27 protein-coding genes and 1 pseudogene are annotated in these 24,038 nt (G+C 60.7%); 17 read left to right on the top strand and 11 right to left on the bottom strand.

Going from position 1 to position 24,038, the window contains the following annotated elements; translation table 11 throughout:
* The first annotated feature begins 4 nt into the window (after window positions 1-4).
* From rnd to PseuLF5_RS08925, 3 genes are all read left to right on the top strand, one after another.
* Complete coding sequence (gene rnd, locus PseuLF5_RS08915; RefSeq protein WP_322373941.1) at window positions 5-1,138, top strand: ribonuclease D; 1,134 nt, start codon at window positions 5-7, stop codon at window positions 1,136-1,138.
* A complete protein-coding gene (locus PseuLF5_RS08920; RefSeq protein WP_122608866.1) occupies window positions 1,135-1,428 on the top strand; it encodes a YcgL domain-containing protein in 294 nt (97 codons plus the stop codon). Before rnd ends, PseuLF5_RS08920 begins: the two co-directional genes overlap by 4 nt.
* Before the next feature lie 105 nt (window positions 1,429-1,533).
* The gene (locus PseuLF5_RS08925; protein ID WP_123465498.1) at window positions 1,534-2,466 is read left to right on the top strand and encodes a D-2-hydroxyacid dehydrogenase; all 933 of its coding nucleotides are present in this window, start codon (window positions 1,534-1,536) and stop codon (window positions 2,464-2,466) included.
* A gap of 141 nt (window positions 2,467-2,607) precedes the next feature.
* On the opposite strand, the gene PseuLF5_RS08930 is transcribed toward PseuLF5_RS08925, so the two are convergent.
* Window positions 2,608-3,201 carry a nitroreductase family protein gene (locus tag PseuLF5_RS08930; protein ID WP_123465500.1) on the bottom strand — a complete coding sequence of 198 codons (594 nt, stop codon included), beginning with the start codon at window positions 3,199-3,201 and terminating at the stop codon, window positions 2,608-2,610.
* 165 nt (window positions 3,202-3,366) lie between these two features.
* Here PseuLF5_RS08930 and PseuLF5_RS08935 point away from each other — a divergent pair, with 165 nt between their 5' ends.
* Together PseuLF5_RS08935 and PseuLF5_RS08940 are read left to right on the top strand one after the other, a co-directional pair.
* On the top strand, window positions 3,367-3,816 hold the full coding sequence (locus PseuLF5_RS08935; RefSeq protein WP_003222605.1) for a YcgN family cysteine cluster protein: 450 nt from the start codon (window positions 3,367-3,369) through the stop codon (window positions 3,814-3,816).
* A 35-nt stretch (window positions 3,817-3,851) separates the two neighbouring features.
* Window positions 3,852-5,081 (top strand): hypothetical protein, encoded by a 1,230-nt coding sequence (locus tag PseuLF5_RS08940; RefSeq protein WP_340133373.1) that lies wholly within the window; start codon window positions 3,852-3,854, stop codon window positions 5,079-5,081.
* A 126-nt stretch (window positions 5,082-5,207) separates the two neighbouring features.
* On the opposite strand, the gene PseuLF5_RS08945 is transcribed toward PseuLF5_RS08940, so the two are convergent.
* From PseuLF5_RS08945 to PseuLF5_RS08960, 4 genes are all read right to left on the bottom strand, one after another.
* Window positions 5,208-5,585 carry a YgaP family membrane protein gene (locus tag PseuLF5_RS08945; protein WP_123465504.1) on the bottom strand — a complete coding sequence of 126 codons (378 nt, stop codon included), beginning with the start codon at window positions 5,583-5,585 and terminating at the stop codon, window positions 5,208-5,210.
* Between the two features lie 81 nt (window positions 5,586-5,666).
* A complete protein-coding gene (locus PseuLF5_RS08950) occupies window positions 5,667-6,137 on the bottom strand; it encodes an RNA methyltransferase (RefSeq protein ID WP_007911337.1) in 471 nt (156 codons plus the stop codon).
* Window positions 6,138-6,345: 208 nt separating this feature from the next.
* Window positions 6,346-6,717, bottom strand: coding sequence for a YajD family HNH nuclease (locus tag PseuLF5_RS08955; protein ID WP_007911336.1), 372 nt, complete (start codon window positions 6,715-6,717; stop codon window positions 6,346-6,348).
* 49 nt (window positions 6,718-6,766) lie between these two features.
* Complete coding sequence (locus PseuLF5_RS08960) at window positions 6,767-7,453, bottom strand: spermidine synthase (protein ID WP_123465506.1); 687 nt, start codon at window positions 7,451-7,453, stop codon at window positions 6,767-6,769.
* A gap of 80 nt (window positions 7,454-7,533) precedes the next feature.
* Here PseuLF5_RS08960 and PseuLF5_RS08965 point away from each other — a divergent pair, with 80 nt between their 5' ends.
* On the top strand, window positions 7,534-7,818 hold the full coding sequence (locus tag PseuLF5_RS08965; RefSeq protein WP_123465508.1) for a hypothetical protein: 285 nt from the start codon (window positions 7,534-7,536) through the stop codon (window positions 7,816-7,818).
* Here PseuLF5_RS08965 and PseuLF5_RS08970 read toward each other — a convergent pair.
* On the bottom strand, window positions 7,815-8,288 hold the full coding sequence (locus PseuLF5_RS08970) for a cyclic nucleotide-binding domain-containing protein (protein WP_123465510.1): 474 nt from the start codon (window positions 8,286-8,288) through the stop codon (window positions 7,815-7,817). The genes PseuLF5_RS08965 and PseuLF5_RS08970 overlap by 4 nt on opposite strands.
* Before the next feature lie 236 nt (window positions 8,289-8,524).
* Window positions 8,525-10,579: a S9 family peptidase gene (locus PseuLF5_RS08975; RefSeq protein WP_340133374.1), complete on the bottom strand. Its 2,055-nt coding sequence runs from the start codon at window positions 10,577-10,579 to the stop codon at window positions 8,525-8,527.
* Between the two features lie 235 nt (window positions 10,580-10,814).
* Here PseuLF5_RS08975 and PseuLF5_RS08980 point away from each other — a divergent pair, with 235 nt between their 5' ends.
* The 3 genes from PseuLF5_RS08980 to PseuLF5_RS08990 are packed head-to-tail and all read left to right on the top strand — an operon-like array spanning window position 10,815 to window position 12,660.
* A complete protein-coding gene (locus tag PseuLF5_RS08980; protein ID WP_064586450.1) occupies window positions 10,815-11,312 on the top strand; it encodes a hypothetical protein in 498 nt (165 codons plus the stop codon).
* A 16-nt stretch (window positions 11,313-11,328) separates the two neighbouring features.
* A complete protein-coding gene (locus tag PseuLF5_RS08985) occupies window positions 11,329-12,105 on the top strand; it encodes a class II glutamine amidotransferase (RefSeq protein WP_025110635.1) in 777 nt (258 codons plus the stop codon).
* Between the two features lie 12 nt (window positions 12,106-12,117).
* Entirely contained in the window at window positions 12,118-12,660 is a 543-nt protein-coding gene (locus tag PseuLF5_RS08990; protein ID WP_128616348.1) for a DUF2937 family protein, read from the top strand.
* A gap of 163 nt (window positions 12,661-12,823) precedes the next feature.
* On the opposite strand, the gene PseuLF5_RS08995 is transcribed toward PseuLF5_RS08990, so the two are convergent.
* The gene (locus PseuLF5_RS08995) at window positions 12,824-13,738 is read right to left on the bottom strand and encodes a LysR family transcriptional regulator (RefSeq protein WP_340133375.1); all 915 of its coding nucleotides are present in this window, start codon (window positions 13,736-13,738) and stop codon (window positions 12,824-12,826) included.
* Between the two features lie 159 nt (window positions 13,739-13,897).
* On the opposite strand from PseuLF5_RS08995, the gene PseuLF5_RS09000 reads away from it, so the two are divergent.
* The 4 genes from PseuLF5_RS09000 to PseuLF5_RS09015 all read left to right on the top strand — a co-directional run bounded on the left by PseuLF5_RS09000 (window position 13,898) and on the right by PseuLF5_RS09015 (window position 17,636).
* The gene (locus PseuLF5_RS09000) at window positions 13,898-15,184 is read left to right on the top strand and encodes an MFS transporter (protein ID WP_123465518.1); all 1,287 of its coding nucleotides are present in this window, start codon (window positions 13,898-13,900) and stop codon (window positions 15,182-15,184) included.
* Between the two features lie 78 nt (window positions 15,185-15,262).
* Complete coding sequence (locus tag PseuLF5_RS09005; protein WP_322373946.1) at window positions 15,263-16,015, top strand: 5-oxoprolinase subunit PxpA; 753 nt, start codon at window positions 15,263-15,265, stop codon at window positions 16,013-16,015.
* A complete protein-coding gene (gene pxpB, locus PseuLF5_RS09010; RefSeq protein WP_123465522.1) occupies window positions 16,012-16,716 on the top strand; it encodes a 5-oxoprolinase subunit PxpB in 705 nt (234 codons plus the stop codon). Before PseuLF5_RS09005 ends, pxpB begins: the two co-directional genes overlap by 4 nt.
* Entirely contained in the window at window positions 16,713-17,636 is a 924-nt protein-coding gene (locus PseuLF5_RS09015) for a 5-oxoprolinase subunit C family protein (protein ID WP_340133376.1), read from the top strand. The genes pxpB and PseuLF5_RS09015 overlap by 4 nt, the downstream gene beginning before the upstream one ends.
* 118 nt (window positions 17,637-17,754) lie before the next feature.
* Here PseuLF5_RS09015 and PseuLF5_RS09020 read toward each other — a convergent pair whose 3' ends face one another.
* Both PseuLF5_RS09020 and PseuLF5_RS09025 read right to left on the bottom strand, forming a co-directional pair.
* Window positions 17,755-18,933 carry a vWA domain-containing protein gene (locus PseuLF5_RS09020; protein ID WP_007956512.1) on the bottom strand — a complete coding sequence of 393 codons (1,179 nt, stop codon included), beginning with the start codon at window positions 18,931-18,933 and terminating at the stop codon, window positions 17,755-17,757.
* Between the two features lie 10 nt (window positions 18,934-18,943).
* Window positions 18,944-19,789, bottom strand: a complete 846-nt coding sequence (locus PseuLF5_RS09025) for an AAA family ATPase (RefSeq protein ID WP_025110627.1) — start codon at window positions 19,787-19,789, stop codon at window positions 18,944-18,946.
* A gap of 201 nt (window positions 19,790-19,990) precedes the next feature.
* Between PseuLF5_RS09025 and PseuLF5_RS09030 the strand changes: the two are divergent.
* A pseudogene (locus tag PseuLF5_RS09030) lies at window positions 19,991-20,220 on the top strand (DUF4160 domain-containing protein).
* Window positions 20,208-20,648, top strand: a complete 441-nt coding sequence (locus PseuLF5_RS09035; protein WP_340133377.1) for a DUF2442 domain-containing protein — start codon at window positions 20,208-20,210, stop codon at window positions 20,646-20,648. Before PseuLF5_RS09030 ends, PseuLF5_RS09035 begins: the two are co-directional and overlap by 13 nt.
* A gap of 53 nt (window positions 20,649-20,701) precedes the next feature.
* Here the strand turns inward: PseuLF5_RS09035 and PseuLF5_RS09040 are convergent, their stop codons facing one another.
* Entirely contained in the window at window positions 20,702-21,778 is a 1,077-nt protein-coding gene (locus PseuLF5_RS09040) for a DUF748 domain-containing protein (RefSeq protein WP_340133378.1), read from the bottom strand.
* Window positions 21,779-21,904: 126 nt separating this feature from the next.
* Here PseuLF5_RS09040 and cysK point away from each other — a divergent pair, with 126 nt between their 5' ends.
* Window positions 21,905-22,879: a cysteine synthase A gene (gene cysK / locus PseuLF5_RS09045; protein ID WP_123465531.1), complete on the top strand. Its 975-nt coding sequence runs from the start codon at window positions 21,905-21,907 to the stop codon at window positions 22,877-22,879.
* A 184-nt stretch (window positions 22,880-23,063) separates the two neighbouring features.
* Window positions 23,064-24,002 carry an aspartyl/asparaginyl beta-hydroxylase domain-containing protein gene (locus tag PseuLF5_RS09050; RefSeq protein WP_222833467.1) on the top strand — a complete coding sequence of 313 codons (939 nt, stop codon included), beginning with the start codon at window positions 23,064-23,066 and terminating at the stop codon, window positions 24,000-24,002.
* Window positions 24,003-24,038 lie beyond the last annotated feature (36 nt).

The raw sequence follows: 24,038 nt of genomic DNA on the forward strand, positions 1-24,038 counted from the left end.
CCGTGTGGCTATCGATATTCACTGGATTCGCGACAACGAAAGCCTCGCGCAGTTTTGCGCCGAGTGGCAGCAGCTGCCGTTCGTTGCCCTCGACACCGAATTCATGCGGGTCGACACCTTCTACCCGATTGCCGGTCTGTTGCAGGTCGGTGACGGCAAGCGCGCCTACCTGATTGATCCGCTGACCATCAACGCTTGGCAACCGCTGGCTGCGTTGCTGGAAAACCCGGCAGTGCTCAAGGTGCTGCACGCGTGCAGCGAAGACCTCGAAGTCCTGTTGCGCCTGACCGGCAGCCTGCCGGCACCGCTGTTCGACACCCAATTGGCTGCCGCATACCTAAACCTCGGTTTCTCGATGGGCTATTCGCGGCTGGTGCAGGAAGTGCTCGGCATCGAACTGCCCAAGGGCGAAACCCGTTCCGACTGGTTGCAGCGCCCGTTGTCCGACACGCAAATCAGCTACGCCGCCGAAGATGCCGTGCATCTGGCGGAGGTTTTCGTACAGCTGCGGCCAAAACTGTCTGACGATAAATTCGCCTGGGTGTTGGAGGACGGCGCGGAACTGGTCGCCAACCTGCGCCGCGAAACCGACCCTTACGAGGTTTATCGCGAGGCCAAACTGGCGTGGAAACTGTCCCGTGCGCAACTGGCGGTTCTGCGTGAGCTGTGTGCCTGGCGGGAAAAGGAAGCCCGCGCCCGTGATCTGCCGCGTAACCGCATCGTCCGCGAGCATTCGCTGTGGCCGCTGGCCCGCACGCAACCGGACAACCTCGCGGCGTTGGGCAAGATCGAAGACATGCACCCGCGTACCGTGCGTCAGGACGGCCAATTTCTGCTTGATCTGATCAAGCGCTCTGGCAGTGTGGGGCCTGATCAATGGCCGCCCGCCGTACCGGAGCCATTGCCGATCGAAGCCGCAGCATTGATCAAACAACTGCGCGCATTGGGCCAGGCCGAGGCCGAGCGTCTGGGCATCGCCCCGGAACTGATGCTGCGCAAGAAAACCCTCGAAGCACTGGTCAAAAGCGGCTACCCCGAGGGGCCTTACCAATTGCCTGATTCGCTGCGTGGCTGGCGCCGCGAATTGATGGGCCAGAAGCTGCTCGACAGCCTGGCCACCGCCGGAGAACAGCCTTGAAACGTATTTGCTCCATTTACCAAAGCTCCAAGCGCAGCGGCATGTACCTTTACGTGCTCAAGAGCGATGCGCTCGAGCGCGTGCCGGAAGCATTGATGCTGGCCTTCGGCAAACCGAAGCACGCCTTCGATCTGGTGCTGTCGCCCGAGCGCAAGCTGGCCAGCGAAGACATCGTCGTAGTGCTGGAAAACCTCGACAAGCAGGGCTATCACCTGCAGATGCCGCCGGCCGAGGACGAATACATCGAACACTTGCCCGAAGAGTTGCTGCGACGCAACGATCCGGTCTGATCTGCCAGGCCCTGTTCTGGGCCTCGGGTAACCCTGGAACTGTTTTTACCGCGATTGCCACCCTTACTCCGGTGGCCGTCTGCACGGTTTGCGAAAGGTTTGAAGATGCGCGTTCTGATTGCTGAACACGACCACGCGATATACGCCCGGCTGCTGCGTCAGGCAGCTCCGGAACTGGAAGTATTGACCAGCGGCGACTCCGCCGAACTGGCCCGACAGGCTGCCGATTGCCCGGTGTGGCTGGGGCAGCCGGATCTGCTCGCGACCCTGTTGCGCCAGGGGCATCAACCGCAGTGGCTGCAGTCGACCTGGGCCGGCATCACGCCGTTGCTGGCCGACGGTTTGCGCCGCGATTACCGCTTGACCCGTGCGGTGGGGATTTTCGGTCAGGTGATGGCTGAATACGTCCTGACCTACATGCTCGGTCATGAACGTGAAGTGCTGGCGCGTCTGGTCAGCCAGGTCGAGCGCAAGTGGGATAACCGCACCGGTCAGAGCCTGGTCGGGCGCAAGGTGCTGATCGTCGGCACCGGCGACATTGGCCAGAGCGTGGCGCAGTTCCTGCTGCCGTTTGGCGTCGAGTTGTACGGCATCGCCAGCAGCGCCCGCGAACAGGCGCCGTTCGTCGAAGTCGGGGCGCTGGCGGATTTGCCACGGCTGGTGGGCGAGGTGGATTACGTGGTCAATCTGCTGCCCAACACCGAGCACACCCACGATATCTACGACGCGGCACTGTTCAAGCAATTCAAGCCGACCGGGTTGTTCATCAACGTCGGGCGCGGTGTGGCTGTAGTGGATGCGGATCTGGTCGAAGCATTGAAAGAAGGCCATCTGGCCGGCGCGGTGATCGACGTCTGCCGCCAGGAACCGCTGCCACAACGCCATCCGTTCTGGACGGCCTGGGGTTTGTTGCTGACCGGCCACAGTTCGGCGCCGACTTCGCCTTCGTTGATGGTGCAGCTGTTTGTCGACAACCTGAAGGCGTATCAGGCCGGCGAGGCGTTGCGCGGCGAAGTGGATTTCAACCGCGGATATTAAATCCACCGCTCACTTGAATGATGCACAAAACCTGTGGGAGCTAGCCTGCTGGCGATCAGGGAGTGTCAGTCAACATTGATGTTGTTTGACACATCGCAATCGCTAGCAGGCGAGCTCCCACAGTGGTTTTTGCAGTATGGCTTAAAGGGTGAAGTCGCCTTCAGCCACCAACTCGCTCAGCGGACGACGCGGGCTCGGCTCTTCACGGGCCTGCAGGTACTCGGCCAGCGTTGCCTTGTCACCCAGCTTGCCAACCGCGACTGCTGCATGCAGCGCATAACCTTCCGGGATATTCAGCTCCTTGCGTGTGAGTTCCTGATCGAAACCGGCCATGCCGTGGGTGTGCCAGCCGCTGATGCTCGCTTGCAGTGCCAGATGGCCCCAGGCCGAACCGGTGTCGAACGTGCTCCACAGCGCCGGCGTCTCTTCACTGGCGCCGGGTGCGGTGAAGGTGGTTTTGGAAATCACGATCACCAGCGCCGAAGCGTGTTGCGCCCAGCTGCGGTTGAATTCATTGAGCAGACCCAGATAACGCGCCCAGTTCGGCGTATCGCGACGCGCGTAGAGAAAACGCCACGGCTGCGAGTTATAGGCCGATGGTGCCCAGCGTGCAGCCTCGAAGAAGCTCAGCAGGGTTTCTTCCGGGATCGCTTCGCCGGTAAACGCGCGCGGCGACCAGCGGTCGGTGAATTGCGGGTGAATGGCGTAATCGGCAACGCGAGGGTTGGCACTCATCAAAAGATTCCTTGCTGTGTTTGAGTCATGAATTCGTGACAGAACCCTACTGGGCGGTGATTTGCCTGACAAGCGGGATTTACCGACAGTCGCCAGCGCTTGGCCCGCAAGGCCGGGGGCACTAGACTGGCGGCCTTTTCACCACCTGATGTTGATGCTTGAGCCATGGCCGCCAAAGTCGAACCGTTCTGGAAACGCAAAACCCTCGATCAACTCGATCACGAGGAATGGGAATCGCTGTGCGACGGCTGTGGCCTGTGCTGCCTGCAAAAGCTCGAGGATGAAGAAGACAACAGCGTCTATTACACGCGCATCGCCTGCAAACTGCTGGACCTGAAAACCTGCCAGTGCAGCGATTACCCGAACCGCATCAAGTTTGTCCCGGACTGCATCCAGCTCACCCCGGGCCAGGCCGAAGAATTCAAGTGGTTACCGCCGACCTGTGGTTATCGGTTGGTCAGCGAAGGCAAGGACCTGCCGTTGTGGCACCACCTGGTGTGCGGCGATCGCGACGCGGTGCACCACGAACGGATTTCCCAGTCCGGGCGCATGCTCGCCGAAGGCAGCGTGCCGGAGGATGACTGGGAAGATCACCTGATTTTCCGGGCCGGTTGAGCGCCCGCAGATTCACCTTTCACCAAGGAGTGTGTATGGCTGGGGGATTGCGGCGGGCGCTCAGCGTGGGCTTGCTGGCGTTGAGCGCGCCAGTGTGGGCAGCGAAGAAAGTCGATCTGGACTACCACGTGCGCCTGTTGCCGCAAAGCGATCAGGCCGAAGTGCGCCTGACCCTGGCCAAAGGTGAAGCGGTGCGCAGCCTCGACTTCGACCTCGGTGATGGCAGCCATTACAGCGACTTCAAGGCCGACGGCCAGTGGCAGCTGACCCCGGGCAAACAGGCCCGGGGCGTCTGGCGTCCGACGGGCGACAAGGCCAGTCTGACCTACCGCGTCAGCGTCAGCCACGTTCGCAAGGGCGGCAGCTTCGACACGCGCATGACCCCGAGCTGGGCGCTGCTGCGCGGCGAGGATCTGGTGCCGCCGGCCAAGCTCGATCAGCAGGATGGCGTCGAGCTGGTGTCGCGTCTGCAATTCGAACTGCCCGGCGGCTGGCAAAGCGTCGAAACCGCCTGGCCGCGCATCGGCAAGTACAAATTCCGCATCGACAACCCTTCGCGCCTGTTCGACCGCCCGACGGGCTGGATGCTGGCCGGTCACCTCGGCAGCCGCCGCACGCGCCTGGGCGAAACCGAAGTTACTGTGGCCTCACCGCAAGGGCAGGGCATGCGCCGCATGGATGTACTGACCTTGCTGACGTTCGTCTGGCCGCAGGTGCAAGCGGTCTATCCCCGACATCCGAAAAAACTGTTGATCGTCGGCGCCAACGACCCGATGTGGCGCGGCAGTCTCGGCGCGCACGAATCCATCTATATGAACACGCGGCTGCCGCTGGTCAGCGAGAGCGGCAGCAGTGCACTGGTGCGTGAGTTGGCGCAGGTGTTCGGGCGGATCAACGACGCCCAGCGCAGCGACTGGATCAGTGAAGGATTGGCCGAGTATTACGCGATCGAACTGGTGCGCCGCGCGGGTGGCATGAGCGATGAGCGTTATCAGGCGTTGCAGGCGAAGTTGGCCAGGGACAGTCAGAAGGTGACGACCTTGCGCGGCGCGCAGATCAGCCCGGCGCAGCTTTCAAAAGCGGTGATGGTGCTGCAGGAGCTGGATCGCGAGATTCGCCTGAAGACGCGTAACAAGCGCTCGCTGGATGATGTACTGCGCGGGGCGATGCATCTGGGGACGGTGGATACCAAGGGTTTTGTGCAGCTGGCCGAGAGTGTTCTGGGCGAGTCCTCCAAGGTCCTCGATACCGCGTTATTGCAGTGACATCGCTATCGCTGGCAAGCCAGCTCCCACAGAATTCGGGATGTTCATCAAAATGGTGAACGACACAGAAACTGTGGGAGCTGGCTTGTCAGCGAGGAGGCCAGAAGCCTCACCGCAAATCCTTGATCAAACCCCGGCTTTCGGCGACTTCACCGAATCGTTGCCGGTCACGGTGGCGGTGCTGGTCGCCGCCTCGGCGTTGGCCTTGAGTTTGTTCAATTCTTCCCCGGCGCGCTCGATCTTGGCCCGTACATTGTTCATGTCCTGACGACTCTTCTCGATCAGGCTTTTCATCGAACTGTGCCCAGTGATCCCGCGAGCCATCGCCACGCCGCCAATTGCCACCTGAATCAGGCCGAACACGCCGCCACGGCGCAGCCCCTTGCCGACCATGATCACGCCACCGGCCAGCGAGCCGATGCGCTCCCAGCCTTCGACGTTCTGTTCGGAACGGCTCTGGAACGGGGTGGATTCGATACGTTCGACGCGTTTGAGCTCGGCCATGATCTTTCTCCAGGCAATGAGTAATGGATAAACAAGCTGACTGCCGCAGCGCTCAGCTCGTTCCATCGGATGTGCGACGTTTCAGCGGAATTTTGGTCCGGAGCGGGTATTCAGACCCTTGGCCATGCGGTCGTAGAGCACGACGTTGACCGTGGCGGCGAGGTTCATGCAGCCAGTGGTCGGGATGTACACGACGTCTTCGCACCAGTCGCGGATCTCTTTATCCAGCGAGCCGTCTTCGGGACCAAAGATGTACAGCGCGCGGTCCGGGTGGGTGTACTCCGGCAGCGGGCGGGCGCCTTCGACCAGTTCCACGGCAACGGGTACGCAGTTGAGCGGCAGGATTTTTTTCAGGTCGTCGATGCCGATCAGCGGTATGTCGTAGTGCACGCGCTTGGTGTCGGTGACGAAGTCGGCGGCGCGTTCATAACGCTTGCCGGTGTAGAACACCGATGCCACGCCGTAACAGCCTGCGGCGCGCATCACCGAACCGACGTTCTCTGGTGATTTGGGGTTATACAAACCAATGCAGCTGTAACGTTTGTCTGCCACGAGCGGGGTGCCTTCGGGAAAAAGAGGGCGATTATACGGGGATTGGGGGAGGGCGGGCAGATTCGAGATCTGCGGTGTCTGCTCTGGCCTCATCGCTGGCAAGCCAGCTCCCACAGGTATCTCGGGTGTTCACAAAATTTGTGAGCGACCAAAATCATTGTGGGAGCTGGCTTGCCAGCGATTGGGCCTGTTCAGGCGCTGAAGATCTTCAGTCTTCTTTTTTCATCAGGCCGGCCAATGCAGCAAACGGGTTGTGCGTGGCCTTGGCGATCTTCGGCGTGCTCAGCGAGCCTTCGCTGAAATACTGCTGATCGGTGTAGCGCGAGTGTTCGTTGTCGTGGCAATACAGGCACAACAATTCCCAGTTCGAACCGTCCTGCGGGTTGTTGTCGTGGTTGTGGTCGCGGTGATGCACGGTCAGTTCGCTCAGGCGCTTGCCGGAAAATTCACGGGTGCAGCGGCCACAGACGTGCGGGTACATCTTCAGGGCCTTGTCGCGGTAGCCCATTTCCTTGTCGCGCTGGTTGTCGGCAAGGATGCGATCGAGCTTCGACGTGTTGGTCGGGGTGGACGAACTCATGGGTTCACCTTTGTAAAAAGACTAATGACGGATATGTGCAGAGTTTAGCTCAGCCCTTGAGCTTCTCGGCAATCCAGATCGTGTGGCGGGTGCCCTTGTTGCCGTGGGCGAACACCTGGACTTCTTCGGCCTTGAAACCGGCCTTCTTCAATTTGTCGGAAAACTGCCGGTCGGCGCTGGCTGACCATACGGCGAGCACGCCTTTGGGGCGCAGGGCCTTGGCGCAGGCGTTAAGGCCGGCGGCGGAGTACAGCCAACTGTTGGCCTTCTGGGTCAGGCCTTCAGGACCGTTATCGACGTCGAGCATGATCGCGTCGAAGCCGTTCGGCTCGCTTTGCAGCACCTTGGCCACGTCGTCCTGACGGATCACCGTGCGCGGATCGAGCAGCGGCCGCCCGGACTTTTCCCCCAGCGGCCCACGGTTCCATTCGACGACGCCCGGCACCAGTTCGGCGACCACCACTTCGGCACTTTTGCCCAGATGCTTGAGCGCCGAGGCAAGGGTGAAGCCCATGCCCAGACCGCCGATCAACACCCGCGAGTGCGGCCGTCCGGCGACTTTGCGGCAAGGAATCTCGGCCAGCGCATCTTCGGAACCGTGCATGCGCGTGTTCATCAATTGCCCGCCGTCGCCGCCCTGGATCTTGATGACGAAATCCTCGCCATACTCGAACAGGCACAGGGCGCCACCGTTGTCAGGGATCGGCGTGGTGTCGAGCAGAACGAAACGTTTCATGGAAATCTCTACAAGGGGGAAGGCAAGCAGGCCCGTTGGGAGTAGCCTGAGCGCAGACTAGAGGCCAAACGGAGCCCTTGATGAAGCGCACCATTCTAACGGTCATTGCCCTGGCCGCGCTCTCGATTACTGCAGTGCAGGCGCAGCAGACCATTCCGGTCAGCCCGACGCCGTCACCCGGTTCGCCCGGAACTGCAACACCGACGCCGTATCCGCAAATCACCCCGATCAACATTCCCAAGTCGGGTGCCGGCAGTGGCAGCCCGCCGCTGGTACCGATCGAAATGCCCAGTCCGCCGGGCAAGGATCAACCGGTGCCGGGCATCGAACCGAGCGGCACCAAGGCGAAATCCCCTGGCGGTTAAACCTGTTGCGCCGCCAGTTGGCCGTCGGCCATGCGCAGGCGTTTCGACAGGGACACGGCGAGGGCGCGGATGATTTTTGCGGCGATCTTCGGCGCGTCGTTGAGCATTTTTTCCAGCGAGTCCTTGCCGAGGTTGAGCAATTGACAGTGGCTCGCGGCGATGCAGGTCGCCGAGCGTCGTTCACCATCGAGCACCGCCATTTCACCGAAGGCGCGGCCGCTGCGCAGGGTGGCCATGGTGATGACCTGGCCGTCGGCGCCGGTTTTCTGCACCGCGACCTGCCCGGTGTGAATGATGCACATGAAGCTGCCGGCATCGCCTTCGTGGAAAATCGCCTCGCCTTGCGCCACGGTGCTGATGCTGAAGTAGCCGGAGGCCGCGGCAAAGTCCGCCAGCTGCAATTGATCGAACAGGCCGCAGTCCATCAGCCAGTCACGGATTTCGTTGTTCAGTAGAGTGGGTTCTGACATGTCATTGCGGTCTTTTTGTTTTCACATTTCAAGGCCTCACACGGATCCCGTGTGAACACGCTTTTGTGGCGAGGGGATTTATCCCCGCTCGGCTGCGCAGCAGTCGCAAATCCTGCCAATACGGTACTTCAGGGATACCGGATTTGCAGTTCTTGGGGCTGCTTCGCAGACCAACGGGGATAAATCCCCTCGCCACAAGGGTCTGGAATTAAGACCCAAGTGACCGACGGAGTTCCTCAGGCCAACCCCAGAACCTTGAAAACAAATGCGTATTCGAGCGCTACGTCACGTAATCCCTGATAACGCCCGCTCATCCCGCCGTGCCCGGCGCCGAGTTCGGTCTTGAGCAGCAGCACGTTATCGTCGGTCTTGGTCGCCCGCAGTTTCGCCACCCATTTGGCCGCTTCCCAGTACTGCACGCGGCTGTCGTTGTAGCCGGCGATCACCAGTGTTGCCGGATAGGCCTGCGCGGTGACGTTTTCGTACGGCGCGTAGGCCTTGATCCGCTCATAGACGTCCGGCTCTTCGGGGTTACCCCATTCGTCGTATTCGGTGACGGTCAGCGGCAGCTCCGGGTCGAGCATGGTGTTGAGCACGTCGACGAACGGCACTTCGGCAATCGCCACGCCGAACAGGTCCGGGCGCTGATTGAGCACCGCGCCGATCAGCAGACCCCCGGCACTGCCGCCGCTGATCGCCAGTTTCTCGGCGGTGGTGATGCCGTTGAGGATCAGGAATTCGGCGCAGGCAATGAAATCGCTGAAGGTGTTGTGCTTGTGTTCCTGCTTGCCGGCGCGGTACCAGGCTTCGCCCAGCTCGCCGCCGCCACGCACGTGGGCGATGGCAAACGCCATGCCGCGATCAAGCAGACTCAGGCGCGCGTGGGAGAACCACGGGTCGAGGCTGGAGCCGTAGGCGCCATAACCGTAAAGGTACAGCGGCACCGCTTTGCCGACCATTTCGCGCTTCATCACTAGGCTGATCGGCACCTGCGTGCCGTCCGGCGCGGTGGCCCACAGGCGTTGGCTGACGTAGGCGTCGGCGTCGAACGGGCCGAGCACCGGGGTTTCCTTGAGGACGGTTTGCTCGCCGGTGGCCAGCAGCAACTGTCGCACCTGCGCCGGACGGTTCAACGCCTCGTAGCGCAGACGAATGCGATCGCTGTCGAACTCCAGGCTGTTTTGCACATAGAGGCTGTAGGCCGCATCCGGCAGTTGCACGCGATACGAGGGCAAACCCTGTGAGTGCACCTCGATGATCGGCAGGCCGCCTTCGCGCAGGCTCAGGGTCATGGCCTCGGCGTTGAGGGTGACGCCGTCGAGCATCACCGTGTCGCTGTGCGGGATCAGGTTCTGCCAGTCGGCTTCGCTCGGCGCGACCCCGGTGTCCGGCGCCTGATACAGGGCGAAGTTGATGCCGTCGCGGTTGGTGCGGATGAACCAGGTCCATGCGCCATCGAGCATGCCGTGGTCGACATCGTATTCGTGATCTTCGACCCGTGGCGCCAGGCAGGTGAAGGGCAGGTGCGGCTGATGCGCGTCCAGTGCCCAGACTTCAGTGGTGGTCTTGCTGCCCAAGGTCAGCAGTAATTGCTGTTCGGAGCTGGAGCGATAGCAATGCAGGAAGAAACGCCCGTCCGGCTCGTGGAACACCTCTTCGGCGGCGGTGCCGTCGAGGCGGTAGCGAAACAGTTTGTGCGGGCGGTGGGTGTCGTCGAGTACCCCGAAGAACAGGGTCAGGCTGTCGTTGGCCCAGGTCATGCTGCCGTCGCAGTCTTCGAATTCCAGTTCGCTGACCTTGTCATTGGCCAGTTCCTTGACGAACAGCGTGTAGATCTCGTCGCCCGACGCGTCGACGCTGTAGGCCAGGCGCTGGTGATCCGGGCTGATGCTGAACGCGCCGAGAGAGAAAAAGCCGCCATTGGCCAGCACGTTCGGGTCGAGCAGCAGTTGCTCGCGGCTTTCGTCGAGGGTCAGGCTGTCGTCCGCCGGACGCGGGCAGCGGTAATGCCGGGCGTATTCGTCGCCAGCGGTGGTGCGCGTGTAATACAGATACGGACCCCACGGCGAGGGCAGGGACAGGTCGGTCTCGAGAATCCGGCCCTTGATCTCTTCGAACAGGCTTTCGCGCAGTTCGGTCTGGTCGGCGGTTTGTGCTTCCTGATAAGCGTTTTCAGCCTTGAGGTAGTCGAGCACCGCGTCGGTGTCGCGCTCCTGCAGCCAGGCATACGGGTCGGCACCGGGCGCCTTGTGGGCAATCGGAGCAGTGATGGCATGGGCGGATTGGGGCATGGAAGGCTCTCGGACAATGTTCGGAAATAGGGGGCGCCGCTCTTGAGACCGCCACCGACCCCCTGTGGGAGCGAGCTTGCTCGCGAAGGCGTCGTGTCAGATGACATTTGTTTCACTGACCCACCGCTTTCGCGAGCAAGCTCGCTCCCACAGGTTGGCTGCTGGCCGTCTGGCATTGGGACAAGCCTGGCGGACGAAAAGTCGTTACTATAAGCGCCTCTTTGCCTGCCTTGCCATGGACACCATGACCGAGAACGACTATCTGATCGCCTGGGGCCTCTACGCCTTTGCCGCTGTAGGCTGCCTGTTGGTATGGATGCGCCTGACCCGCTGGATGTGGCGCTGGCTGCGCGAGCCGCTGCGGGTGCTGATGGCGGTGTTGCTGTTCAGCCCGACCATCATTGACCCGGTGAAAGCCAAGGTTGCACCGTCCATCGCCATCACTGCGCTGGATCTGGCCTTCAAGGTCGGCAACAACGCCTGGCGGGCGATTTCCGACCTGTTCATGTACGGCATGATCGCCTTTGGCATCTACCTGATTTTCGTGTTGATCCGCTTCCCGATCGAACGCGCCTCCCGCGCCCGTCGCGAGCAGGCCGAGGCCGCCAAAGCGGCGGCGCGTGCCGATGACCGTGACGACGATCAACCGTTCGGCGCTGCCGGTGATGACCGCTACGGTCGTCCGCCGGTGCCAAACAATCCGCAGCGTATGCGGGTCGAGCCGCGTCTGTAATCCCGAGAGTCCGCACATGTGTGAATTACTGGGCATGAGTGCCAACGTGCCGACCGATATCGTGTTCAGCTTCACCGGCCTGATGCAGCGCGGCGGGCGTACCGGCCCGCACCGCGACGGCTGGGGCATCGCCTTCTATGAAGGTCGCGGTTTGCGCCTGTTTCAGGACCCGGCCGCCAGCAGTGAGTCGGAAGTCGCCAATCTGGTACAGCGTTATCCGATCAAGAGCGAAGTGGTCATCGGCCATATCCGTCAGGCCAACGTGGGCAAGGTCTGCCTGTCCAACACCCACCCGTTCGTGCGTGAACTGTGGGGGCGCAACTGGTGTTTCGCGCACAACGGCCAGCTCGCCGATTTCACCCCGATCAAGAGTTTCTACCGCCCGGTGGGCGACACCGACAGCGAAGCGGCGTTCTGCGATTTGCTCAACCGCGTGCGTGCAGCCTTCCCGGAACCGGTCGATATAGAAGTGCTGTTGCCGGATCTGGTCGCCGCGTGCGCCGAATACCGCAGCAAAGGCGTGTTCAACTGCCTGCTCAGCGACGGCGACTGGCTGTTCTGCTATTGCTCGACCAAACTGGCACAGATCACCCGACGCGCGCCGTTCGGTCCGGCACGGCTCAAGGACGTCGATGTGATCGTCGATTTCCAGGCCGAAACCACGCCCAACGACGTGGTCACGGTGATCGCCACCGAACCTTTGACCGAAAATGAAACCTGGACCCGCTACGAACCGGGCCAATGGAGCCTGTGGCGACGCGGCGAATGCGTCAGCCAGGGCACGACCGAATAAGGATTGCACCCCATGTTGCTCAGTTATCTACGGCTGGTGTTGTTTGCGGCGGGCCTGTTGATCGGTGTCCAGGTGCCGGGGTTCATCAGCGATTACGCCAAACGCGTCGAGGCGCATCTGATCGAGGCGCAGACCGGTCTGCGTGGTTTCCAGGGTACTGCCGAGCAGTTCTTCAAGGGCGACTTGCAGGCGCTGGTCGCGCATTACCGTGCCAGTGAAGACCCGGTGTTTCGCAGCGATGCCGACAGCCTGAGCACCTTGCTCAACCGGCAGATCGCGCTCGACAAGCAATACCAGGCGATGCAAGGCCCGTGGTACATCCGCTTTCTGCAGGTGGTGCTGGCGGCAGATCCCGACATTCGCAAGGAAACCTGGAACGGTTACAGCTACCAGATCCTGCTGACGCCAGAGGCGATGATCTGGGGCATGAGCGGGGCGTTGTTGCTGTCGTTCGGCATCGAGTGCCTGATTCGTCTGATTGACTGGGTGGTGCTGGGCGGCCGGCGTTTGCGCCAGAGCCGGCCGATCGAAGACCGCGACGTGCGCGGCTTGTAAGTTCTGCACAATCCCTTGAGGTGAGGGGATTTTGTGGTGAGGGGATTTATCCCCGATGGGGCGCAAAGCGGCCCCCTTATGGTGTGTCAGATAAACCTGATGCTGCAGGTTTAAGGGCTGCTACGCAGCCCATCGGGGATAAATCCCCTCACCACAGGTGTGATCAGTCAGTGAGGGTGATGTAGTTCTCGCCCACCTTGCGCGCATAGTCCCCCAGCACCTGCTGACACAACGTCACGATTTCCTCGACCCACTCAACCCCCACCCGCCAAGACACCACCACCTGCAAATTTGGCGGTCGCTGATCAATGTCCAGCAAGGTCAATTCGCCCCGCGCCAACTCCTCGGCGACCAACACCGGTGGTAGCACGCCGATGCCAAATCCATCACGCAACAACCGCGTGATCGCCGACACCGAATTCACGCAATTCAAGCGTGGCGTCAGCACGCCGTTGGCCTGCATCAGCGCCAGGAGGTCCTGATGCGGCCGGGAGTTTTTCGAGTAGGTGATGATCCGTTCCTGCGCCAGTTCGGCCAGGTCGGCGTAGTCGCGGTTGTAGATTGAGTTACTGGCGACGATCCAGCCCAGCGGATGACTGGCCAGCTCCAGACTGCGCACGCTTTCATGGCGGATCAGGTCAGTTTGCAGGACGATATCGAGAAAGCCTTTTTGCAACTGATCGCAGAGGTTCAGCGACGTATCCGCCACCAGCTCGATTTCCACCCGTGGATACAGATCAGTCATCTGCGCCACCAACGGGCTGAGCCAGGTGTGGATCACCGTGTCCATCACCCCGATGCGCACCCGGCCGACCTTGCTCGAACGGGTCTCGATCGAGTGCTTCAGCGCCTGCATGGTGTCGAGCATCTGCTCGGCATAGTCCAGCACCTTCAGGCCTTCGGGCGTCAGGCTGACGCCGCGTGAATCACGCAAAAACAGCTTCACCCCCAGCTCGCCTTCGAGCACCGCGATGCGGCTGGAAATCGACGCCTGGGTGGTGAACAGCTTGTCGGCGGTCAGGCGAAAACTCTTCAGCCGGGCGACCCAGACAAAGGTCTCGAGAAACTTCAGATTCATGGCAACGGCTCGGGTGACAAATTTTTCTTATGCCTAAGGCGGGTTTTTATTCGTTGGACGCAGCCGGGCGACGCGCCCAAAAATCGGCGTATCCGGCCCCCACGATAGGCGTCGTCGGGGCTACGAACAAGACCAATAAAAAACCTGCGGAGATAAGCCATGAGTGCTCCCGACACCCTAGAAGCATCCACGGCAACGGCGCGTCCGGGGCCGTTCGACTGGTATCGCAACATCAATCAGCAAGAACGTCGCACGTTCTGGAGCTGCAAGATCGGCTATGGCCTCGACGGCATGGACACGCAGATGCTCAGCTTCGTGGTGCCGACACTGATCGCCATGTGGGGCATCAGCACCGGGCAGGCCGGGCTGATTCACACCAGCACCCTGATCGCCTCGGCCATCGGCGGCTGGGTGGCGGGGATTCTTTCCGACCGCATCGGCCGCGTGCGCACCCTGCAACTGACGGTGCTGTGGTTCGCCTTCTTCACCTTCCTCTGCGGCTTCGCCCAGAACTATGAGCAACTGCTGATCGCCCGCACCCTGATGGGCTTCGGTTTCGGCGGCGAGTGGACCGCCGGCGCGGTGCTGATCGGTGAAGTGATCCGCGCCAAGGACCGCGGCAAAGCGGTGGGCATGGTGCAATCCGGCTGGGCCCTGGGCTGGGGGCTGACGGCGATTCTGTATGCGCTGCTGTTCTCGGTATTGCCGCCGGAAGACGCCTGGCGCGCGCTGTTCATCCTCGGCATCGTGCCGGCGATTTTTGTGATTTTCGTCCGTCGCCTGGTGAAAGATCCGGAGATCTATCGCGAGGCCAAGGCTGCGCAAACCCCAGAGAATTCGGCAAAGTTCTACGAGATTTTCGCCCCCGGCATGCTCTTCACCACGTTCCGCGCTTCCCTGTTGACCACCGGCGCTTTGGGCGGCTACTACGCGATCACCTCCTGGCTACCGACATTCCTCAAGAATGAACGCGGTTTGAGCGTGCTCGGCACCGGCGGCTATCTGGCCATGGTGATCGTCGGTTCCTACGTCGGTTATGTGATCAGTGCTTATCTCACCGACCTGTTGGGGCGTAAAAAGAATTTCATCCTGTTTGCGGTCGGCTCGTTCACCATCGTCTTGCTATACACGCAGATGCCCGTCAGCAACGGCGTGATGCTGTGGCTGGGCTTTCCGCTGGGCTTTTTCGCTTCGGGAATTTTCAGCGGCATGGGCGCGTTTCTCACCGAGCTGTTTCCCACGCGGATTCGCGGTTCGGGCCAAGGGTTTTGCTACAACATCGGCCGGGCGCTGGCGGCGCTGTTTCCGCTGCTGATCGGCTTGCTCAGTCAGAAAGTCCCGCTGAGCGTGGGTATCGGCGCGTTCGCGGCGGTGTCCTACGGGGTGGTGATCCTGGCGGCGCTGAGCCTGCCGGAAACCCGCGGCAAGCAACTGGATGCGCAGTAACTGATAACCTGCGGGGGCAGTGCCCACCGGGCATTTGTCCTACGGATAGAAAGACAAAAAGCTACAGGAGTGTTGACCGTGAGCCGCCTGTTATTGAATTGCGACATTGGCGAGAGTTTCGGCAGCTGGACCATGGGTCTGGACGCCGAAGTCATGCCTTTCATTGATTGTGCCAATGTGGCCTGCGGTTTCCATGCCGGTGACCCGGGCATCATGCGCAAAACCGTCAGCCTCGCCTTGAGCCACGGCGTACAGATCGGTGCGCATCCGGCCTATCAGGATCTGGTCGGTTTCGGCCGCCGTTCGATGGCGTATTCGGCGCAAGAACTGCAAGACATCCTGCATTACCAGATCGGCGCCCTCGACGGCATTTGTCGGGCACAGGGCGGGCGAGTCAGCTACGTCAAACCCCACGGTGCGATGTACAACGACATGATGGCCAACCCGGCGCAATTGCGTGCAGTGATTCAAGCTGTCGCCGCTTACGATCGCAGCTTGCCGCTGATGCTGATGGCCACCCGCGACAACGCGTTGGCGCAACAGCTCGGTGACGAGTACGGCGTGACCCTGTGGTTCGAAGCCTTCGCCGACCGTGCCTACGACAGTGCCGGCAGACTGGTATCGCGGCAGCTGCCGGGCGCAGTGCATCACGATGCGCAAACCATCATCGAACAGGCCCTGACCATCGCCCGTGGCGGCGACCTCGTCGCCAGCGACGGCAGCGCGCTGCATCTGCAGGCCAACACCTTGTGCGTGCATGGCGACAACGCCAGTTCGGTGGCCGCCGTGCAACGCATTCGTGAGGCCCTGAACCAGCAGAGCGCGCCATGAACCCACGGATTGAAGTGGTGGCCCTGGACTGCCTGATGCTGCGCCTGTTCGATGAAATCGCCGAAGCCAACATGCCGTGGATGCTCGCCGCCAGTGAACGCCTGCGGGCCACGTTTGGCGCGCAGTTGATCGACCTGGTGCCGTCCTACACCACGTTGATGGTGCATTACGACCTGACCGCGCTGAGCCCGAATCAGGCCCGTGAATTGATCGCGCAAGCCCTGATCGAGCTGTCGCCGAATGCCCGAACGGCCGGCCAGTGTCATGTGCTGCCGGTCTGGTACGACCTCAGTGTCGGCCCCGAGTTGAGCCTGTTGGCGCAACGCAGCGGCTTGTCGGTGGAGGAGGTGATCCGGCGTCACTCTGGCCGGGAATATCAGGTCTTTGCGCTTGGGTTTGCCCCGGGGTTTGCCTTCATGGGGCTGGTGGAAGAGGTGCTGGCAGCGCCACGTCTGGACACCCCGCGCAAGAAAGTCGCCGCCGGCAGCGTCGGTATCGCCGAGCGCCAGACCGCCGCGTATCCCGTGGTGTCTCCCGGTGGCTGGAACCTGATCGGGCGCACCCCGGCCAAACTGTTCGACCGCCATCGCGACGGTTACAGCTTGATGCAGCCGGGGGACACGGTGCGATTCGAAGCGGTCAGTCACGCCGAGTTCATCAATCTTGGCGGCGACGACACCCCGCTGGAGGCGCTGACATGAGCCGACTGATGATAGAGGCGAGCACGCCCCTGTGCTTGTTGCAGGATGCCGGGCGTTTTGGCGTTCGCCATTTGGGCGTGACCCAGGGCGGCGCGGCGGATTGGTGTTCGATGAGCTGGGCTAACTGGCTACTGGGTAATCGACTGGACCTGCCGGTGATCGAAATCACCCTCGGCGGGTTTGCCGTGGTAGCGCAGGAGGATTGCTGGCTGGCCTTGGCCGGCGCTGATCTCGATGCACGAATCGACGGTCAGCCGTTGGCGCCATGGCGCAGTTTCAAACTGGGCAAAGGGCAGCAACTGCAGTTCACCCAACCGTTGCTCGGGGCCCGGGCTTATCTGGCAGCCCCCGGTGGTTTTGATGCGCCGAAGGTGCTGGGCAGCAGCGCCACCGTGGTGCGCGAAGAACTCGGTGGTCTCGAGGGGCTGGGATTGCCACTGGCCAAGGGCGCGACGCTGAGTTACCACGCAGACGTGCTGCCGGTGCGTGAAATGTCGCAGGAGCATCGGCCTGATTTGCGGCTGAATACGCCGCTGGACCTGGTGCTCGGCGCACAGATCGGCCAGTTCAGTGGGCAAAGTCTGTTTGATGTCTTCAACAGTCGTTGGACGCTCGACAGTCGCGCCGACCGCATGGGCATTCGGCTGCTGGGCAAAGCGTTGCAGTATCAGGGCCAGCCGATGATTTCCGAGGGGATTGCGTTGGGTGCGGTGCAGGTGCCGCCTGACGGGCAGCCGATTGTGCTGCTCAATGATCGGCAGACCATTGGCGGCTATCCGCGGTTGGGGGCGTTGACGCCGTTGGCGCTGGCGCGTCTGGCGCAATGTCTGCCGGGGGCGCAGGTGCGGTTGAGGCCGGTGGTGCAAGAACTCGCGCACCGGGAGCATGTCGAGTATTTGCAGCGCTTTTCGATTCGCTAAAAGCATCGCGGGCAAGCCCGGCTTCCACAGGGTTCAGCGGAGTTCACAAGATTTGTGTCCAACTCGAGAACTGTGGGAGCGGGCTTGCCCGCGATGGCGTCCGTCCAGACAGCAGCAATTATTTGGACAGAAACCGCATCCCTTCTTCCAACCCGCGCAGGGTCAGCGGATACATCTGATCCTCGATCAAATCACGCACGATATTGGTCGACGAGGTATAGCCCCACGTGTCCTTTGGATACGGATTGATCCAGATGAGCTTCTTGTACTTCTCCATGAAGCGCTGCATCCACACGTAGCCCGGCTCTTCGTTCCAGTGCTCGACGCTGCCGCCGGCCTGGGTGATTTCATACGGCGCCATCGCAGCGTCACCGATGAAGATCACTTTATAGTCGGCACCGTACTTGTGCAGCAGGTCCTGGGTCGAGGTGCGCTCAGAGGTGCGGCGCATGTTGTTCTTCCACACCGATTCATAAATGAAGTTGTGGAAGTAGAAGTACTCCAGATGCTTGAACTCGGTCTTGCAGGCCGAGAACAGTTCCTCGCAGATCTTTACGTGTGCATCCATCGAGCCGCCGATGTCGAACAGCAACAACAGCTTCACCGTGTTGCGCCGTTCCGGGCGCATCTGGATATTCAGCAGGCCGGCGTCCTTGGCGGTGTGGTCGATGGTGCCGTCGATGTCCAGCTCTTCCGCCGCGCCCTGGCGGGCGAACTTGCGCAGACGACGCAGGGCGACCTTGATGTTGCGCGTGCCCAGTTCCACCGAATCGTCGAGGTTCTTGTACTCGCGCTGATCCCAGACCTTCACCGCTTTGCCCTGACGCTTGCCGGCATCGCCGACTCGAATTCCCTCTGGGTTGAACCCACCGGAGCCGAACGGGCTGGTGCCGCCGGTGCCGATCCATTTGTTGCCGCCGGCGTGGCGTTCCTTCTGTTCTTCCAGACGCTTCTTGAACTCTTCGATCAGCTTGTCGAGGCCGCCGAGGGACTGGATCTGCGCGCGCTCTTCATCGGTCAGCGAACGCTCGAATTCCTTGCGCAACCAGTCTTCGGGAATCAGCGCCTGCAAGTGATCGTCGAGTTTTTCCAGGCCATTGAAGTAAGCGCCGAACGCGCGGTCGAACTTGTCGAAATGCCGTTCGTCCTTGACCAGGATCGCCCGCGACAAGTAGTAGAACTCGTCCATGTCGGCGAAGGTCACGCGCTGTTTCAGCGCGTTGATCAGGTCGAGCAGCTCGCGCACCGACACCGGCACCTTGGCTGCACGCATTTCATTGAACAGATTGAGCAGCATGACGATGCCCTTATCGAGAGCCGCGACGGCTCATGAACGCCAGACGCTCAAGCAGTTGCACGTCCTGCTCGTTCTTCACCAGCGCACCGGCCAGCGGCGGAATGGCTTTGGTCGGATCGCGCTCGCGCAGCACCGCTTCGCCGATGTTGTCAGCCATCAGCAGCTTCAGCCAGTCCACCAGTTCCGAGGTCGACGGCTTCTTCTTCAGGCCCGGCACCTTGCGCACGTCGAAGAACACGTCCAGCGCTTCGCTGACCAGATCCTTCTTGATGTCCGGGTAGTGCACGTCGACGATTTTCTGCAGGGTGGTGCGGTCCGGAAAGGCGATGTAATGGAAGAAGCAGCGGCGCAGGAAAGCGTCCGGCAGCTCTTTCTCGTTGTTGGAGGTAATGATGATGATCGGGCGCTTTTTGGCCTTGATCGTTTCGTCGATCTCGTAAACGTAGAACTCCATCTTGTCGAGTTCTTGCAGCAAGTCGTTAGGGAACTCGATGTCGGCCTTGTCGATTTCGTCGATCAGCAGAATGACCCGCTCTTCGGACTCGAACGCTTCCCACAGCTTGCCCTTCTTCAGGTAGTTGCGCACGTCGTGGACTTTTTCGTTGCCCAGTTGCGAGTCGCGCAGACGACTGACCGCATCGTACTCATACAGACCCTGATGGGCCTTGGTGGTGGACTTGATGTGCCAGGTGATCAGCTTGGCGCCGAACGATTCGGCCAGTTGCTCGGCGAGCATGGTCTTGCCGGTGCCCGGTTCGCCCTTGACCAGCAGCGGCCGCTCCAGGGTGATAGCGGCGTTGACCGCCAGCTTCAGGTCATCGGTGGCGACGTAGGCCTGGGTGCCTTCGAACTTCATCTGCTAATCCTCGAACGGTAACGCCGACCTGCACGGGCAGGGCGGGGGCGAATAATCGGATGCCCCGACTATAACGCGCAGCCCGGTCGACTGTGAACGCAGACGGCTTATTCAGTCTCTGAATGGGGCGTCACATGGTGACTCGGTTTCGGCGCGGGGCCAGTATTCAAGTATCGCCGATTTGGCGATAGCCGGTCGGGCATGACGACTCAATACCGATTTCGCGACAAATACCGCATTCAGTTGCGCGAGAAGGATCACCCTCCACCCCATGTCCACTTGATCGGTGGCGGGGTGGAAGTGATGCTGAGCCTTGAAACCGTTGAAGTCACGACGGGGAGGCACCACCGCTGATTATCAAGGACGCATTGGCTTGGAGTGCGGCTCAGCAAGCGCGACTGCTGGAGGACTGGAAACGATGTTATCCATGAAAAGGCCTCGTCTGTCGGCTGTGCAGGCACTGTCGGATTTTCGATTGAAGCTGACTTTTATTGATGGTCAGGATCTGACGCTTGATCTGCGCCGAGATATTCACGCTTATCCAGGTCTGCAACCATTGCTGGATCCCGAAGTGTTTGCGACTGCGACCCTGGACGACCATGGCTGGACTGTCGAATGGCTCGAGCCCGATATACAGATTGGCGCAGACACGCTTTATATGGATGCGCTGGCTCAAAACACTGCCGATGAAAACACCCGTATTTTCATCGGTTGGCGCGCACGTACCGGACTCTCTCTGAATCAGGCAGCCGAGCCGCTGGGTGTCAGTGCCCGCAGCATCAGCCGATACAGTAACGGGCGGGAGACGGTGCCAAGGTCTTTAGCCTTGGCTTGTCTCGGTTGGGACTCATTGCAGTAAAAGTCCACGCTGGCAGCTGAAGAGTCTGGTCGATATGTGGTCAATCGTAAGTCTTAGCCCGCATCCGGCTTCGGCCGTTCATACCGCGCATTGAAAGCCTGGATGAAACCATTGCGCAAAATCTGCAAGAACGCTTCGAATCCATTGATGTTTTGCTGATGCACGTTGCCACTGAGTTCGACCTTGGTGGCGAACTGGTTTTTGGCCTGGTTCTTCAGCACGGTTTCCGAGCCGCCGACGATGGCCTCCCAGACTGAGCGGAAGATGCTCTTGTCCTTGTTTTCCACGTCCTGTTGCCAGTTGAACACTTCGACGTCACGCAGCAGTGGCTTGATATAGCCGCTGACCTGAGCTTTTTTCGCCTGGGCTTCGATGACCACATCGCCGTGGCCGGCGTTGAAATCGAACTTGCCGTAGGCCGAGGCGAAGTCGTTCATGCGCTTGAGTTCGATGTCACGGGCACGCAGGCGGAACTGGAAGTCTTCGAAATTGCTCAGCGGGTCGAAGGTGGCGGTGGTTTCCAGTGGTGCATGCCCCAGCAGCAGGGCCTTGCCTTCGAAGCGGGCATCGCGCTTGCCCTGCTTGTCGACCACGTTGGTCAGGTTGTAGAGGCTGGCCTCGACCTGGGTGGCATTCATGTTCACCGGTGGGCTGGAGCTGAAGTTGCGGAAGCTGATCTTGCCGTCGTGGATCTGCACCTCGTCGAGGGTGATCGGCAGCAATTTACTGAGTTGCGCTTGCCAGTCGGTGCCTTTACCGGTCTGGGAGTTCTGCTTGTTGGCCCCGCCATCGACGAAGTTGACCTCGGGATTGAGGAACTGCACCTGCGCCACCACGGCATGGTCGTACCACAGCGAGTGCCAGCTGACCGCCAGATCAATCACGGGTGCGTTGACGAACGGCACCGGTACCTTGCCGTCGACCTTGACGATTTTCAGCCCGTTGATCGTGTATGCGCCGCGCCACAAGGCCAGATCAACGTCGGTAATCTGGCCCCGATAATCGCCCATGTCCGCCAGTTTGCCGTTCAGGTAGTCGCGCACCATGTAGGGCAGGGCGATGTGCAGCGCGATCAGCAACACAACGACGACGGCAAAAATCCCTAATGGCCAGCTGTAGCGACGCTTCATGACGGTAATTCCCAAACGATGTAAGCGATTGACTGTTGTGTGCCGCAGACGTTCGACCTGACTGGACTGCGCTGGGCAACAGGCTTACCTTGGGCGTTGAATTCAATGCTGCATAAGGACCCAGCCATGAGCCGTATTTTTGCTGACAACGCCCATTCCATCGGCAACACACCGCTGGTGCAGATCAACCGTATCGCGCCGCGCGGCGTCACCATTCTGGCCAAGATCGAGGGGCGTAACCCCGGTTATTCGGTCAAGTGCCGGATTGGCGCCAACATGATCTGGGACGCCGAAAGCAGCGGCAAACTCAAGCCGGGGATGACCATTGTCGAGCCGACTTCGGGCAACACCGGCATCGGCCTGGCCTTTGTCGCGGCCGCCCGAGGCTACAAGTTGATGCTGACCATGCCGGCCTCGATGAGCATCGAACGTCGTAAAGTACTCAAGGCGCTGGGCGCCGAGCTGGTGCTGACCGAACCGGCCAAGGGCATGAAAGGTGCGATCGAGAAGGCCGCCGAAATTGTTGCCAGTGATGCCGACAAGTACTTTATGCCGTCGCAGTTCGACAACCCGGCCAATCCGGCGATTCACGAGAAAACCACGGGGCCGGAAATCTGGAACGACACCGATGGCGCAGTCGACGTGTTGGTGGCTGGTGTCGGGACCGGCGGAACCATCACCGGCGTTTCGCGGTATATCAAGAATACCCAGGGCAAACCGATCCTGTCGGTGGCGGTGGAGCCGGTGTCCTCGCCAGTGATCAGTCAGGCGCTGGCGGGCGAAGAGATCAAGCCGAGCCCACACAAGATTCAGGGGATTGGTGCCGGTTTCGTGCCGAAAAACCTCGATTTGTCGATGGTTGATCGGGTGGAGCAGGTTACCGACGACGAGTCCAAGGCCATGGCGCTGCGATTGATGCAGGAAGAGGGGATTTTGTGCGGTATTTCGTGCGGCGCGGCCATGGCGGTAGCGGTACGCCTGGCAGAAACGCCGGAGATGCAGGGCAAGACCATCGTGGTGATTTTGCCTGACTCCGGCGAGCGCTATCTGTCGAGCATGTTGTTCAGCGATCTGTTCACCGAACAGGAGAATCAGCAGTAAACCCATTGATTCAGGTCAGCCGGGATTCAGGATCGTTATGCTAATAAATGCTTTGTTGCGCAATTCTTAACACTGAATCTTGGCTTGGGCGGGTTTTTCCCGAGGCCGGTAGTGTTTATCATGGCCGGCTGCCATGCCGAGTAAAGGGCCTTGCGCAGCGTTGTCTTTATTCAAGGAGTCGTTGATGACCTTTTCGTTAGCCGCCAAGGTGTTGGTGTTGCTGCTGTTCGTGGGCAGCATCCTCTACGTGCATTTGCGCGGTCGGGCGCGTTTGCCGGTCCTGCGTCAGTTCGTCAACCACTCGGCGCTGTTCGCTCCGTACAACGCCCTGATGTACCTGTTCTCCGGTGTGCCGTCCAAACCGTATCTGGATCGCAGCAAGTTCCCGGAGCTGGACGTGCTGCGCGACAACTGGGAAACCATTCGCGACGAAGCCATGCACCTGTTCGACGAGGGCTATATTCGTGCCGCCGAGAAGAACAACGATGCCGGTTTTGGTTCGTTCTTCAAGAAGGGCTGGAAACGTTTCTACCTCAAGTGGTACGACAAGCCGCTGCCATCGGCCGAGGCCCTGTGCCCGAAGACCGTGGCGCTGGTCAGTGCGATTCCCAATGTCAAAGGGGCAATGTTCGCGCTGTTGCCGGGTGGCAGCCACCTGAACCCGCACCGTGATCCGTTTGCCGGCTCCCTGCGGTATCACTTGGGCCTGTCGACACCAAACTCTGACGACTGCCGGATCTTCGTCGATGGTCAGGTCTACGCCTGGCGCGACGGGGAAGACGTGATGTTCGACGAGACCTATGTGCACTGGGTCAAGAACGAAACCGAGAAAACCCGAGTCATTCTGTTCTGCGACATCGAGCGTCCGTTGAGCAACCGTTTGATGACTCGCATCAACCGCTTCATCAGCGGCTGGCTGGGGCGCGCAACGGCACCGCAGAACCTTGACGACGAACGTGTCGGCGGGATCAACCAGGCTTATGCCTGGAGCAAGAGCTTCAGCGACAAGTTCAGCGGCGTGGTCAAACAGTGGAAACGACGCAATCCCAAGGCCTACCGCATCATGCGGCCGATTTTGGCGGTGGTGGTGCTGACATTGCTGGGGTATTGGCTGTTTGGTTGAGGCTGAACGCAATCACTAAAAAAACCGCTCCTTGTG

This window comes from Pseudomonas sp. LF-5 (assembly GCF_037626295.1).
Taxonomy (GTDB): Bacteria; Pseudomonadota; Gammaproteobacteria; order Pseudomonadales; family Pseudomonadaceae; genus Aquipseudomonas; species Aquipseudomonas monsensis.

Coding starts and splice junctions, on each gene's coding strand:
- PseuLF5_RS09040 (WP_340133378.1), bottom strand. CDS start 21,778: ATGAAGCGTCGCTACAGCTGGCCATTAGGGATTTTTGCCGTCGTCGTT.
- PseuLF5_RS08970 (WP_123465510.1), bottom strand. CDS start 8,288: ATGTCAGAACCCACTCTACTGAACAACGAAATCCGTGACTGGCTGATG.
- PseuLF5_RS08935 (WP_003222605.1), top strand. CDS start 3,367: ATGGCCGCCAAAGTCGAACCGTTCTGGAAACGCAAAACCCTCGATCAA.
- PseuLF5_RS08955 (WP_007911336.1), bottom strand. CDS start 6,717: ATGAGTTCGTCCACCCCGACCAACACGTCGAAGCTCGATCGCATCCTT.
- PseuLF5_RS09020 (WP_007956512.1), bottom strand. CDS start 18,933: ATGCTGCTCAATCTGTTCAATGAAATGCGTGCAGCCAAGGTGCCGGTG.
- cysK (WP_123465531.1), top strand. CDS start 21,905: ATGAGCCGTATTTTTGCTGACAACGCCCATTCCATCGGCAACACACCG.
- PseuLF5_RS08980 (WP_064586450.1), top strand. CDS start 10,815: ATGGACACCATGACCGAGAACGACTATCTGATCGCCTGGGGCCTCTAC.
- PseuLF5_RS08940 (WP_340133373.1), top strand. CDS start 3,852: ATGGCTGGGGGATTGCGGCGGGCGCTCAGCGTGGGCTTGCTGGCGTTG.
- PseuLF5_RS09050 (WP_222833467.1), top strand. CDS start 23,064: ATGACCTTTTCGTTAGCCGCCAAGGTGTTGGTGTTGCTGCTGTTCGTG.
- pxpB (WP_123465522.1), top strand. CDS start 16,012: ATGAACCCACGGATTGAAGTGGTGGCCCTGGACTGCCTGATGCTGCGC.
- PseuLF5_RS09025 (WP_025110627.1), bottom strand. CDS start 19,789: ATGAAGTTCGAAGGCACCCAGGCCTACGTCGCCACCGATGACCTGAAG.
- PseuLF5_RS08925 (WP_123465498.1), top strand. CDS start 1,534: ATGCGCGTTCTGATTGCTGAACACGACCACGCGATATACGCCCGGCTG.
- PseuLF5_RS08960 (WP_123465506.1), bottom strand. CDS start 7,453: ATGAAACGTTTCGTTCTGCTCGACACCACGCCGATCCCTGACAACGGT.
- PseuLF5_RS09035 (WP_340133377.1), top strand. CDS start 20,208: ATGTTATCCATGAAAAGGCCTCGTCTGTCGGCTGTGCAGGCACTGTCG.
- PseuLF5_RS08965 (WP_123465508.1), top strand. CDS start 7,534: ATGAAGCGCACCATTCTAACGGTCATTGCCCTGGCCGCGCTCTCGATT.
- PseuLF5_RS08945 (WP_123465504.1), bottom strand. CDS start 5,585: ATGGCCGAGCTCAAACGCGTCGAACGTATCGAATCCACCCCGTTCCAG.
- PseuLF5_RS08985 (WP_025110635.1), top strand. CDS start 11,329: ATGTGTGAATTACTGGGCATGAGTGCCAACGTGCCGACCGATATCGTG.
- PseuLF5_RS09015 (WP_340133376.1), top strand. CDS start 16,713: ATGAGCCGACTGATGATAGAGGCGAGCACGCCCCTGTGCTTGTTGCAG.
- PseuLF5_RS08995 (WP_340133375.1), bottom strand. CDS start 13,738: ATGAATCTGAAGTTTCTCGAGACCTTTGTCTGGGTCGCCCGGCTGAAG.
- PseuLF5_RS09000 (WP_123465518.1), top strand. CDS start 13,898: ATGAGTGCTCCCGACACCCTAGAAGCATCCACGGCAACGGCGCGTCCG.
- PseuLF5_RS08990 (WP_128616348.1), top strand. CDS start 12,118: ATGTTGCTCAGTTATCTACGGCTGGTGTTGTTTGCGGCGGGCCTGTTG.
- PseuLF5_RS08975 (WP_340133374.1), bottom strand. CDS start 10,579: ATGCCCCAATCCGCCCATGCCATCACTGCTCCGATTGCCCACAAGGCG.
- PseuLF5_RS08930 (WP_123465500.1), bottom strand. CDS start 3,201: ATGAGTGCCAACCCTCGCGTTGCCGATTACGCCATTCACCCGCAATTC.